Genomic DNA, 13,566 nt, shown 5'->3' on the forward strand with positions numbered 1-13,566 from the left:
GGCTACACGACACACGATGAAAGAACAGATCCTGGTGAACATCACCCCGCAGGAAACGCGGGTAGCAACCATCGAAGAAGGCGTCGTCCAGGACATCCATATCGAAAGGGCCAGCCAGCGCGGGTTGGTGGGCAATATCTACCTGGGCACAGTGAAGCGCGTGCTGCCCGGCATGCAGAGCGCCTTCATCGAGATCGGCCTGGAGCGCGCGGCCTTCCTGCATATCGCCGACGTGATCGAACAACGCCAGCATCCCAACGACCCGCAGCGCATCGAGCGCCTGGTTCACGAAGGGCAATCGGTGGTGGTGCAGGTGATCAAGGACCCGATCGGCACCAAAGGCGCCCGGCTTTCCACCCAGATCAGCATCGCCGGGCGCTTTCTCGTATTCCTGCCGCAGGAACATCACATCGGCATCTCCCAACGCATCGAAAACGGCGAGGAACGCGAACACCTGCGCAGCCGGCTGGAAAAGATGCTGCCGAGCGAGCACCACGGCTACATCATCCGCACCTCGGCCGATCACGCCACCGACGACGAATTGCGCGCGGACATCGACTACCTGGACCTGATCTGGGCTGATATCCGTCAGAAATCGCAAACGCAGCCAGCCAAATCACTGCTGTTCCAGGATCTGTCGCTGCAACTGCGCGTGCTCCGCGACATGGTGAATGCCGATACCGATGAAGTCATGGTCGATTCGCGCGAGAATTTTCAGAAAATGGGCGAGTTCGCCGCCTCGTTCGTCTCAGATGTGTTGCCGCGCATCCAGCATTATGGTGGCGAGCGACCGCTATTCGAGCTGTATGGCGTGGAAGCCGAAATCGAACGCGCGCTGGCACGGCGGGTGAACCTGAAATTCGGCGGCTACCTGATCATCGATCAGACCGAAGCCATGACGACCATCGACGTAAATACCGGGGGCTTCGTCGGCACGCGCAACTTCGACGACACCATTTTCAAGACCAACCTGGAAGCGACCCAGGTCATCGCCCGGCAGCTTCGCCTGCGCAACCTGGGCGGCATCATCATCGTCGATTTCATCGACATGGATAACGAAGAACACAAAACCGCGGTGCTGGATGAACTGAAGAAAGCACTGGCACGCGATCGCACCAAGGTAACGGTCAGCAGCTTCACCAGCCTGGGCCTGATCGAAATCACTCGCAAACGCACCCGGGAAAGCCTGGCCCACGTGCTCTGCCAGACCTGCCCCACCTGCCAGGGACGCGGCGAAATCAAGACTGCGGAAACGGTGTGCTACGACATCCTGCGGGAAATCATGCGCGAGGCACGTCAGTTCAATGCGCGCGAATACCGCATCCTGGCATCGCAAAACGTGATCGACATGTTCCTCGACGAAGAATCCGCCAGCCTGGCGATGCTGGCGGACTTCATTGGCAAGCCGATCTACCTGCAGGTGGAAACGGCCTACTCGCAGGAACAGTTCGATGTGGTGCTGGTTTAAATGTACCTGCGGTTCGATCGCATAACGTGTGCCCAGCAACCGGGTTTGCCATTGGTCAAGGCGGGCAGCGTGCGTCCAGTGCACCTTCCGTGCCTGATCTGTTTTTGATGGAAGCCCGAGTATGAATCGACGCGTCACCGTCGGCATCGTGGTCTACAAAACACCGATCAGCGAACTGGTTCCGCTGTTTAACCAACTACATGACACGCCTGAAGTGGTACAGGTGCTGGTGTTCGACAATGGCGTCAGCACCGCTTTGCATGCTGAAGTGGTTCGCCGTGGATGGATATATCAAACAGAGGGACGCAATCTTGGCTTTGGTAGTGGGCACAACCGCTTGCTTGCACGCCTGGGAGACTACCCTCAAGCGGATCTGCATTTGTTGTGCAACCCGGACGTGGCCTGGGAAGAGAACCCATTGCCCAGACTGATCAGCTATCTTGATACAAATAGTCGCGTCTGCGCAGTGATGCCGGATGTATTCGGGCTCGACGGAGCCCGACAATACCTTGCCAAAGGCAAGCCCACCCCGCTGATCCTGTTTGGCCGTCGTTTCCTCCCCAGAGCCTGGCTGACCAAGCGAATGGATCAGTACGAACTACGCAAGCTGTCATTTGATCGGCCCACCGTTGTACCCATCATTTCAGGGTGCTTCATGTTGCTGAAGACCGCAGCGCTACAGGCCATCGACGGCTTTGACGAACGTTATTTCCTATACTTGGAAGATTACGACTTATGTCGGCGGCTTCAGAAAAAGGGATACGAAGTGGCGATCGAACCACGCGCCAAAATACTGCATGGACATACACGCTCTTCCTACTCATGGGGATGGCCATTGTGGTGGCACGTGAGTTCAGCCTTGCGTTACTTTCTTTGTCGCCCAAGAAAAAGCTAGATGAGATTTATTCTTACAACTCGTGCCACGAGATTGTGACAGAATGCGTAGTCAAACCATTACTTGAGCGTTGCACGTGTCATTGCTCTACCTGTTCGTCGCGCTCGTAGTCAGTTTTGCCATATGTCTGTTGCTAGTGCGCTTCGCTCACAAACACAGTCATTTCACCGGCGATAACAAACTCTCCGAGACGCAAAAATTTCATGACGGCCCTGTTCCCAGGGTTGGCGGGTTAGCCCTCGTCGCTGCATTCCTTGTCGTTCAGCCGCTGGTGCTGTTGATGGAAGGCGAAGCGCTGGCCAGGGTTTCAGCCCTTATCTTTCTCGCATGCCTCCCGGTTTTCATGGGTGGCTTGCTGGAGGATATTCTGAAGATCGGCCTCATTAAAACGCGCCTGGCCGCCATGGCAGGCGGCGTGCTGTTGCTGATCTACTTGTTGGACTGGCGGATCGTGCGGGTAGATCTGCCCTTTTTGTCCACCTGGCTGGCATTCACTCCCGTCTCAATAGCGCTAACGTTGATTGCCATCGTCGGCGTGATCAACGCCATGAACCTGATCGATGGTTACAACGGGCTAACCTGCGCGGTCGGCATGATTATTCTTGCCTCTCTCGCCTACATCGGACTGAAAGTAGGCGATCGACAGATCAGTATCCTGGCGGTAACACTACTGGGCGCATGTGCCGGCTTCATGTTCTGGAACTGGCCGCGCGGCCTGATTTTCCTTGGGGACGGAGGGGCATATGTCATTGGTTTCGGCATCTCCAGCCTTGCCGTCGGCCTGGTGATGCGGAATCCGGGAGTGTCCGCTTGGTATGCCGTCGTACTAATGCTCTATCCCATCGTGGAAACAATTTTCACGATCAACCGGCGTTTACACCGGCAAGAATCTCCTGGCTTGCCTGATGCTGCACACCTACACCAGCTTGTCTATAAGCGCATGATGCGCTGGGCCGTCGGTAGTGGAAAAAGCGGCGATCGCAAAATGCGCAATTCCATGACATCACCCTATTTATGGTTGATTTCCTCGCTCTCGGTTATCCCGGCAAGTATCTGGTGGAACAATCAACTTGCGTTACAAACAACAGCCGTCTTGTTTATCTTGGGCTACCTGTGGCTGTATCGTAGCATTACGAAATTCAGAACACCGAAATGGCTGATCTATCGCAAGCATTGCCGTACTGATAAGGACGAGCAATAAATGATTCTAGTAACCGGCGGGGCCGGCTTTATTGGCGGAAATTTTGTACTGGATTGGTTGAATCAAAGCAATGAAGCGATTATCAACCTTGACAAGCTTACATATGCAGGCAACCTTGATACCTTAATATCGCTCAAGGATGATCCACGCCATCGGTTTATACGAGGTGACATTGGCGATCGCGAGCTGATCGGCCGTTTACTGGTTGAGTTTAAGCCCAGAGCGGTAGTCAATTTCGCGGCTGAGTCGCATGTGGACCGTTCCATTCACGGGCCAAGCGAATTCATCCAGACCAATATTGTTGGCACCTTCAACCTGCTCGAAGCAGTTCGGGATTACTGGAACGGACTACCCGCCCGTGAGCGGGAAGCATTCCGCTTCCTGCATGTTTCCACCGATGAGGTATATGGCACCCTGGAGCCGACGGATCATCCTTTCTCGGAAACGACCGCCTATAGACCAAATAGCCCTTATTCCGCCTCCAAGGCGGCAAGCGATCACCTGGTCCGTGCGTGGCACCATACCTATGGCTTACCTGTTCTGACAACAAACTGCTCCAACAACTATGGCCCCTACCATTTCCCGGAAAAGCTGATCCCACTGGTGATCCTCAATGCGCTCGCTGAAAAACCACTCCCCATTTACGGAGATGGTCAGCAGATCAGGGACTGGCTATTTGTAAAGGATCATTGCAGTGCGCTCCGCCGAATACTTGAGGCAGGCACAACTGGCGAGACTTATAACGTCGGGGGCTGGAATGAAAAGGCCAATCTTGATGTTGTTCGCGCTATTTGTGCATTGCTTGACGAACTGAAGCCCCGCGCTGATGGCAGACCGTATGCAGAGCAGATTACCTTCGTCACGGACCGCCCAGGCCATGATCGGCGCTACGCTATTGATGCGCGCAAGCTGGAGCGGGAGTTAGGCTGGAAGCCTGCGGACACATTCGAAACCGGTCTTCGCAAGACTGTGATGTGGTATCTGGCTAACGCCAGGTGGGTGCAAAACGTCACCTCCGGGGCCTACCTGGACTGGGTACAAATACAGTACGGGGAGCAATCATGACGCTTCCGGTGATTTTGATAACTGGCAAACGCGGGCAGGTCGGCTTCGAACTGGAGCGTAGCTTGGCTGTACTAGGGCATGTCGTCGCCGTGGGTCGTGACGAATGCGATTTGACCAATACGAATGCAATTTTCAGCTTATTGGAACGCATCCAGCCCAATGTCATCGTCAATCCAGCGGCCTATACCGCGGTCGACAAAGCAGAAACCGAGGTTGAGCTAGCTACACAGCTCAATGCCACCACACCCGCCGCGCTAGCCCAATGGACCGCAGCCAATGACGCGCTCTTGGTCCACTATTCGACGGATTATGTGTTCGATGGCCGCAAGAGCGGGTGGTATAGCGAGGACGACACACCCTATCCTCAGTCCATATATGGGAAAACAAAGCTGGCTGGAGAAAACGCAATCCAGGCCAGCAATTGCCGTCACCTGATTCTTCGTACCGCCTGGGTCTACGGCGTTCATGGCGACAACTTCCTCAAGACCATGCTGCGCCTGATGAAGGAGCGGGAAGCCCTATCGATTGTCGCGGATCAGATCGGCAGCCCGACCAGCGCGGCCTTGCTCGCCGACCTGACTGCACAACTGGTAGCGATGTACTGGCGTACCGCGAATCGCGCATCCTTCGCCTTCGGTACTTACCATGCAGTTGCCGAAGGAGAAACCAGTTGGCATGAGTATGCGCAAACCATCAACCGGTTGGCGACACAGATGGGCTGGGCCTTTCGCGTGACAGCTGACGCGATCACACCAATTCCGGCGCATAACTATCCTACATCGACCCAACGTCCGGCTAATTCGCGATTAGCAACAACCAAATTACGGACCTCATTCAACTTGACGCTGCCTCCATGGCAACAAGGCGTTAAGCAGGTACTAACCCAGCTGCGCGCGGGAGCACAGCAATGAAAAATCGCAAAGGCATCATCCTTGCCGGAGGCTCCGGCACCCGACTTTATCCGGCCACCATTGCGGTAAGCAAGCAGCTGTTGCCCATCTATGACAAGCCGATGATCTATTATCCGCTCACTACGTTGATGCTGGCCGGCATACGGGAAATCCTGATCATCTCGACACCACAGGATACGCCTCGTTTCCAGCAATTACTGGGCGGAGGCGAGCAATGGGGCATCTCGATTCAATATGCGATACAGCCAAGCCCGGATGGTATCGCGCAAGCCTTTCTTATAGGAAATGATTTCATCGGCGACGCCAATGTGGTTCTAATACTTGGCGATAACATATTTTATGGCCATGATTTTGCTGATCTACTCCAAACTGCCGCGGCAAAACAAAGCGGCGCAAGCGTTTTTGCATACCATGTTCAAGATCCAGAACGATATGGAGTGGTAGAATTCGACCCTGCCGGTAACGCCCTGTCGATCGAGGAAAAGCCGCAAAAGCCGAAATCCGCCTATGCGGTAACTGGTCTTTACTTCTACGACAACGAAGTGCGGGAGATCGCTAAAAAAGTCAAACCATCACCCCGTGGCGAACTGGAAATCACGGATGTCAATAGCGAATATCTGAGACGGGGAATGTTGGATGTCAAGACCATGGGCCGGGGGTATGCGTGGCTGGACACGGGCACCCATGAATCAATGCTTGAAGCCAGTCTGTTCATTCAAACCATAGAGCAACGTCAAGGGTTGAAGGTAGCTAGCCCCGAGGAAGTTTCCTACCGTCTGAAATGGATAGATTCGATGCAGTTGGAAAAATTGGCCCAACCGCTGAAGAAAACGAACTATGGGAAATATTTGATTCAGCTGTTGGAACGCACGCCACTCTGTTGAGAGCATAAAAAAAGCTAGAGAAAGCCAAATGAAGATAATTGACACCGCGATTCCAGACGTCAAGATCATCGAGCCACAGGTTTTTGATGATGCACGCGGATTTTTCTATGAGAGCTTTAATCAAGCTCGCTTTGAAAAAGCGATTGGTCGAAATGTAAGCTTCGTTCAAGACAACCACTCTTACTCACTGCATGGAGTATTGCGTGGACTGCATTATCAATTATCACCTCGTTCGCAAGGGAAATTGGTACGCTGTGTGATTGGTGAAGTATTTGATGTAGCCGTAGACATCAGAAAATCATCACCAACCTTTGGGCACTCTGTAAGTACCATGCTCTCTGCCAACAATCATCGACAACTCTGGATTCCTGAAGGGTTTGCCCACGGATTTCTCGTTCTCAGCGAAGCCGCTGAATTCATTTACAAAACGACGGAATATTGGGACCCTCAACTGGAGCGGACCATATTATGGTCATCCGCCGGAATCGAATGGCCTGAGTTTTCCGAATTGAAATTGTCCATAAAAGATGCGGGGGCGCCGCCTCTCGCCCAAGCTGAACTACCAGAATGATACCCAAAGTGATTTGGGAATCAATCTGGTCAAATTTCAACCTTGTCATACATCAGGTTACGAAAGATAGTTCACCAGATATAAAAAAACATTACATTCAGAATCAAGAGAGCTTTTAATGCGTCACTTTTCCATCAGCCCCGTAGAAATGATCCGCAATCTATGGCGGAGCAGGGGGCTAATCAATGCATGTGTGCGGCGTGAGGTGCTAGGCCGCTACCGAGGATCATTTCTAGGGTTGTTCTGGTCATTTTTTAATCCGCTATTCATGTTGGTGGTATACACCTTTGTTTTTAGCGTGATATTTAAAGCTCGTTGGGGCAGCGGGAGCGGGTCGAAAACTGAATTCGCGCTGGTCCTGTTTGCTGGGCTCATCATTTATAACCTCTTCGCAGAATGCGTTAATCGCGCTCCTTCTCTTGTTCTCTCCAACCCTAATTATGTAAGCAAGGTCATATTTCCTCTGGAGATATTACCCTTTGTTGGCCTGTTATCGGCGCTCTACCATACTGCAATCAGTCTATGCGTTTGGCTAATTGCATACGTTCTGCTTTTTGGAATTCCTCATGTCACGGTCTTCTATCTGCCTTTAATTGTTTTTCCTTTTTGTCTTCTCATCATGGGCATCGGTTGGGCCCTCTCGTCTCTAGGTGTGTTTTTACGAGATGTGTCGCAAGTCATCGGTGTCATTACAACGGTACTTAGTTTTCTCAGCCCTGTTTTTTATCCTGTTTCTGCCATACCAGAAGCCTATCGCCATCTTATCTATTTCAACCCCCTTACCTTGATCGTCGAGCAAACACGAGATGCACTCTTTTGGGGAAAAGCGCCGGACTTAACGATGACCTTAGCTTACTGGATCGCAAGCATGGGCATCGCCTGGCTCGGCTTTGCATGGTTTCAAGCGACAAGAAAGGGCTTTGCGGATGTCCTCTGAACTGGCAATTAAGGCAGTAAATCTCAGTAAGTGCTATCACATATTCGAACAACCTCGTGATCGACTGAAGCAATTCATCTACCCGAGAATTCAGGGAGCAATCGGTCAGCCCACGAAACAGTACTATAAAGAGTTCTGGGCACTCGAGAATATCAATTTCGAAGTTGCGAAAGGTGAAGCAGTCGGGATCATTGGGCGAAATGGAAGTGGCAAAAGTACATTACTGCAAATTATTACAGGCACACTGACACCCACTTCCGGCTCCGTTGAAACCAAAGGGCGCATAGCAGCATTGCTGGAGCTGGGGTCTGGCTTCAATCCCGAATTTACAGGGCGTGAGAATGTATATCTAAATGGAAGCCTTCTAGGATTGACAACGGCACAAATCGATGAAAAATTCGATGCCATCGCTGGATTTGCTGATATTGGCGCTCACTTGGACCAGCCAATAAAGACATATTCCAGCGGAATGATCGTGCGTCTCGCCTTTGCTGTCCAAGTGCAAGTCGAACCAGACATTCTTGTGGTCGATGAAGCGCTGGCTGTTGGCGATTGGCTGTTTCAAAAGCGCTGCTTTCAGCGGATCGAGAAACTTGTCTCCGACGGAACCACCCTCCTCTTCGTGTCTCATGACCAGGAAAGTGTTCGCACCCTGACAAATCGCGCGCTACTCTTGAACCATGGAAAAAGCCAAGCTTGGGGAACGTCTTCCGATGTGGTACTGGAATACCGTAGGTTGTTACACGAAGAGGAAATGGCCTATTTTAGCTCCTTGATCCCGGAGCCCGCCAAAGTTGTCCATGAGACTGCGTCAGTCGATGAAAATGAAATTGAACCAAACACGGACATATCTGCAGTAGATAGTCGGGTATCCAACGCCCGATCGAGTCAGCTGGAATTTGGAGAAGGTCATGTCAGAATCACTGGGGTCCGCGTCCTGGATTGCAATGATCAAGACTGCGCCATTTTCTCCCCGGGAGATACACTTAAAATTAGAGTACACTGCAAAACCTCGGAACCAGCAAGCAATTTGAATGTGGCAATTAGAATTCGAAACAAGGAAGGGGTAAAGATCTATTCCTGGGGCACCCTGAACCAAGATATGTCTATGCAATTTTCCGGAAATTCGGACAAATCCTTCTGGCGCAAGAACATCTCCAAAAATGAAGAATTCTATGTTCAATTTGAATGCGATTGCCCATTAGGAATGAATCTATACGAGGTACAAGCCGCCGTTAGTCATGAGGAAACTCCCGACTATTCAAATCAGAGAATCTTACACTGGATCGATGAGGCAGCTTTTTTCCAGGTCCTGCTTCGTAAAGATGAGTATTTCTTTGGCGGAATTTGCGATTTGAGAGTGCATGCACAGTGGAGCAACTGATTTTGCTAAATGAAAACAGCCCAAATTACTCCGAAATGTATGACCGCTATTGGAGCAGCCCCGAAAGGGTTGGCGAATCCAGTGCCGACCTTTCCACGGTTTCAGATCGTATTGTTGCGCTCTGTGGAATGGGAAACATTCTAGACATTGGATCAGGTGAAGGACGGCTCGTTGAAGCATTGTTGAGACAAGGATTTGATGCGCATGGGATTGACGTATCGGAAGAGGTTGTCGCCCGCTCGAACAGCCGAATTCCGGGGCGCTTTCATCATGGCTCAGTATTGGATTTGCCTTTTGAGGACAATGCTTACTTCACCGTTGTTTCGACAGATTGCTTAGAACATATCGCTCCCCAAGACATTCCCTCGGCGTTATCGGAAATTCATCGGATATGTCAAAAGAATGTCCTACTACAAATTGCTACCACTCAAGATCGGGATGGGCATTGGCACCTAACGATTGAAGGACGCGCCTGGTGGGAGCGTCGGTGCCTAGAGGCGGGTTTTCACAAGCATCCTGGTTATTATCGCCTCAATGACTATGAGTCCCTCAACAGGGATAGCTGGCAAATCTATATTTTTCTGGAAAAAATCCCAAATGCTGTAGTTGCTAAACATCCCCTGATCGCACTTGAAGCAGAACGCGACCTTCACATGGATATGCTTCGTGAAGTAGGGGAACGTTCCGACGCACATGTTATTCGATATCACTGGGCAGCGAATTACCTCAAACCAGGAGATCGCGTGCTTGATGCTGCATGCGGTTTGGGGTATGGTGGGCACGTACTTCGACATTTGACCGCTGCCGCGAAAGTAACCGGCATTGATGGCAGCGCCAACTCTATTGAATATGCGAAAGCACTATACGGCTCAGACACCACGCGAGCCGAGTATCTTTGCGGAATGTTGCCAGAGGCGCTTTCCTCATTTGAAGATGGCTCGTTTGATGTCGTCGTTTCCTTTGAAACGCTGGAACACGTGGAGGATCCCGTTGGCCTACTTAAGGAATTCTACAGGGTGCTGACTCCCGGAGGGAGAATCATCGTCAGCGTTCCGAATGATTGGAGCGATGAAACCGGAGAGGATCCCAATCCATACCATCTTCATGTCTATGATTGGCAGAAGCTGAAAAACCAATTGGGCAATCAGTTCATTCTGGAGAATGCACTCGCACAAACAGCGAGCCGTTGCAAAGTAAAGGCAAAGAACAACACTTGGGAAGCTCGAGGCAGAGTGCTGCAGCCTGTACCATGGACAGATGAATCGCCTTTGGACTGCGAGTGGTGGCTGATGACCGCCATGAAATCGCCATTGGATAACACAATACCCTACGATGAGCGTGTTTTTTCGAATGTTTTGGAGTCAAAGCACCCATCGCTTCAATATAAAAAGTATTTCTCCAATCCATGGTTGATGCATTCCATGGTTAATGTTGAATATCGGATAAAGGATCTCATAGCGCTTGGCGATCTGGCCCGAGACGTCATGAAGGCTTATCCGGCCGACACTAATGATTACGCCGCCGCACTATGCGTATCTGCGTATATTTTTTTGCAAAAAACGACAACATTCAACAATGAAGCAAGTACGCTTTTAGCGGAAATAGGGGCTTTCGCAAAAAGGCAAATCAATTCTCCGATGGCGTTGCGCTGGAAAGTATCGCTGCTATTTGTAAAAGCAAAGATATTCGAAGCATCAGGGCAGTTGGAGAAAGCACAGCTTACTTACAGAGAGTGCTCGGAAATAGAAGTTGGTGACTTTGGTGTGCATTTAGCTACAAAGACGACGGAAGGCGCTTTTCTTGCAGGGAAACTTGCATACGGCCTGGGGAATATTGCCGCCGCTCGCGAAGCATGGACGCACGGTATCAATCTTGGCTCAAAACTGTTGGAAGCAAGATTAGAAGATATAACCATCAATACCGAGTTCCCCAATTTATTCAATCATGGGGATGGTGTTCGCGAGTATGCGGTTGCCTGGGATAACATTGCGCGATGTGCCAATGGGCTGCACCTGCTACAACGCGGAACAGTGATTGATCATTTTGTGTTGAATAATTCGCTCCAGACGGAATATGCCGGGGTTACCGTTGATTTGATTTCGGTACGAAAAGTGCTTGAGAATCGAACGCATGAACTGGAGTGTTCACGTGCCACGGTAGTGGAACGCACTAACGCCTTGGAACAAGCAAGCCAGGACCTCATTTCCCGAACAGAGGACTTGGTCAACACCCGTGCAATATTGAAAGAGCGTACGGAAGCGCTCGAACGGGTTAGCCACGACCTGATTTCTCGTACCGAAGAGTTGGTCAACACCCGGGCAACATTGAAAGAGCGTACTGAAGCGCTCGAACAGGTTAGCCACGACCTGATTTCTCGTACCGAAGAGTTGGTCAACACCCGCGCAGCATTGAAAGAGCGTACCGATGCCCTCGAACAGGTTAGCGACGACCTGATTTCTCGTACCGAAGAGTTGGTCAACGCCCGCGCAGCATTGAAAGAGCGTACCGATGCCCTCGAACAGGTTAGCGGCGACCTGATTTCTCGTACCGAAGAGTTGGTCAACGCCCGTGTAACACCGAAAGAACGTACCGAAGCGCTCGCACAGGTTAGCGACGACCTGATTTCTCGTACCGAAGAGTTGGTTAAGCTCCGCGCAACACTGAAAGAGCGTACCGAAGCCCTCGAACAGGTTAGCGGCGACCTGATTTCTCGTACCGAAGAGTTGGTTAATACCCGCACAACATCGAAAGAGCGTACCGAGGCGCTCGAACAGGTTAGCGACGACCTGATTTCTCGTACCGAAGAGTTGGTTAAGCTCCGCGCGACACTGAAAGAGCGTACCGAAGCGCTCGAACAGGTTAGCCACGACCTGATTTCTCGTACCGAAGAGCTGGTTAATACCCGCGCAACATCGAAAGAGCGTACCGAAGCGCTCGCACAGGTTAGCCACGACCTGATGTCTCGCACCGAAGAGCTGGTTAATGCCCGCACAACATCGAAAGAGCGTACCGAAGCGCTCGAACAGGTTAGTCAAGACCTGGCTTCTCGCACCGAAGAGTTGGTTAATACCCGTACACTATTGAAAGAACGCACAGAAATGCTCGAGCAAGTAAGTCGCGATCTGGCTGCGAGCAATGAAGAACTGGCAACTCTTCGCGAAACACTAAAGCCCAACGGTTAACCGCCCCAAGAAACAAGGACTTGGAACCAATCACAATTTACAGTCAAATAACATACTGCAAATACAAGCCATAAATTTTTATTTCTATTTTCCTAAAAATAGGTCTATTTCGAGGTTGATATGAATTTTGAAGACAAAATACTTGTCACTGGCGCAAAGGGGCTGGTGGGCTCTGCTCTGGTTGAGCACATGAGAAATGAAGGCTATACGAATATTATTGAGCTTGGCCGAGAAGACTGTGATTTGGTCGATTCGGTGGCAACAAGAAAGTACTTTGAAGCGCAGCGCCCCGATTATGTATTCCATGCCGCAGCACGCGTTTACGGAATCATGGGGAACATGAAGAACAAGGCGCTGTCGTTTTATGACAACGTTATGATCAATACCAATGTAGTCGATGCGGCCAATAGGGTTGGTGTAAAAAAGATTACCGTCATGGGGACAGGGGCCGTCTACCCGTACCCTTCCCCTGGCCTGCCATTGCAGGAAAACATGATTTTCTTCGGTGAGCCTCATGCTGCCGAAAATTCATATGCGCACGCCAAACGTGCAATGCTGGCAATGTTGCGTGCATATGAAGAAAGTTATGGCCTCGAGTGGGCCTATGTAGTCTCGTGCAATTTATTTGGCCCCCGCGACAAATTCGACGTGGAATTTGGGCATGTTGTGCCATCGCTGATTAAAAAATTCTACGATGCAAAGCGCGCGGGTGGGAAAGTCGTCGTTTGGGGGGATGGCAGCGCCCAGCGCGATTTCATGTATGTGAAGGATACGGCGCGAGTTGGCCTGGAAATCATGAAAAATATAAATGGGCCAACCAATATTGGCAGCGGCACCGTTTATCGGATTAGAGACATTGTCGAGATGATCGCCGAAATTTCCAATATGACTGATCAGGTCGTATGGGATGCCGAAAAGCCGAATGGCCAGGATTATAGAGCTTACGACTTATCAAAAATCAACTCCATTGGCTTCAATTGTCAATACTCCATCCGCCAGGGGCTGGAGGAAACATGGGCGTGGTATTCCGCACAGGCAGCTAGGGCACAGCAATGATTGAAAGTGGAA

11 protein-coding genes are annotated in these 13,566 nt (G+C 51.0%); all 11 read left to right on the forward strand.

Annotated features, from left to right (window positions below; all coding sequences use genetic code 11):
* The first annotated feature begins 16 nt into the window (after positions 1–16).
* Positions 17–1,468, forward strand: a complete 1,452-nt coding sequence (rng, locus tag FAZ21_RS02695; protein WP_136771746.1) for a ribonuclease G — start codon at positions 17–19, stop codon at positions 1,466–1,468.
* 121 nt (positions 1,469–1,589) lie between these two features.
* A complete protein-coding gene (locus FAZ21_RS02700; RefSeq protein WP_136771747.1) occupies positions 1,590–2,363 on the forward strand; it encodes a glycosyltransferase in 774 nt (257 codons plus the stop codon).
* A gap of 76 nt (positions 2,364–2,439) precedes the next feature.
* A complete protein-coding gene (locus tag FAZ21_RS02705; protein WP_136771748.1) occupies positions 2,440–3,564 on the forward strand; it encodes a glycosyltransferase family 4 protein in 1,125 nt (374 codons plus the stop codon).
* The gene (gene rfbB, locus FAZ21_RS02710) at positions 3,565–4,629 is read left to right on the forward strand and encodes a dTDP-glucose 4,6-dehydratase (RefSeq protein ID WP_136771749.1); all 1,065 of its coding nucleotides are present in this window, start codon (positions 3,565–3,567) and stop codon (positions 4,627–4,629) included.
* Positions 4,626–5,540 carry a dTDP-4-dehydrorhamnose reductase gene (rfbD, locus tag FAZ21_RS02715; RefSeq protein WP_136771750.1) on the forward strand — a complete coding sequence of 305 codons (915 nt, stop codon included), beginning with the start codon at positions 4,626–4,628 and terminating at the stop codon, positions 5,538–5,540. The genes rfbB and rfbD overlap by 4 nt, the downstream gene beginning before the upstream one ends.
* Positions 5,537–6,424 carry a glucose-1-phosphate thymidylyltransferase RfbA gene (gene rfbA, locus FAZ21_RS02720; protein ID WP_136771751.1) on the forward strand — a complete coding sequence of 296 codons (888 nt, stop codon included), beginning with the start codon at positions 5,537–5,539 and terminating at the stop codon, positions 6,422–6,424. Before rfbD ends, rfbA begins: the two co-directional genes overlap by 4 nt.
* 28 nt (positions 6,425–6,452) lie before the next feature.
* Entirely contained in the window at positions 6,453–6,995 is a 543-nt protein-coding gene (gene rfbC / locus FAZ21_RS02725; protein WP_136771752.1) for a dTDP-4-dehydrorhamnose 3,5-epimerase, read from the forward strand.
* Between the two features lie 118 nt (positions 6,996–7,113).
* Entirely contained in the window at positions 7,114–7,932 is an 819-nt protein-coding gene (locus FAZ21_RS02730; RefSeq protein WP_136771753.1) for an ABC transporter permease, read from the forward strand.
* Entirely contained in the window at positions 7,922–9,316 is a 1,395-nt protein-coding gene (locus FAZ21_RS02735) for an ABC transporter ATP-binding protein (protein ID WP_136771754.1), read from the forward strand. Before FAZ21_RS02730 ends, FAZ21_RS02735 begins: the two co-directional genes overlap by 11 nt.
* Positions 9,304–12,498 carry a methyltransferase domain-containing protein gene (locus tag FAZ21_RS02740; protein WP_136771755.1) on the forward strand — a complete coding sequence of 1,065 codons (3,195 nt, stop codon included), beginning with the start codon at positions 9,304–9,306 and terminating at the stop codon, positions 12,496–12,498. Before FAZ21_RS02735 ends, FAZ21_RS02740 begins: the two co-directional genes overlap by 13 nt.
* 120 nt (positions 12,499–12,618) lie before the next feature.
* Positions 12,619–13,554 (forward strand): GDP-L-fucose synthase family protein, encoded by a 936-nt coding sequence (locus tag FAZ21_RS02745; RefSeq protein WP_136771756.1) that lies wholly within the window; start codon positions 12,619–12,621, stop codon positions 13,552–13,554.
* Positions 13,555–13,566: the final 12 nt, after the last annotated feature.

This window comes from Chitiniphilus eburneus, from assembly GCF_005048205.1.
GTDB classification, from domain to species: domain Bacteria; phylum Pseudomonadota; class Gammaproteobacteria; order Burkholderiales; family Chitinibacteraceae; genus Chitiniphilus; species Chitiniphilus eburneus.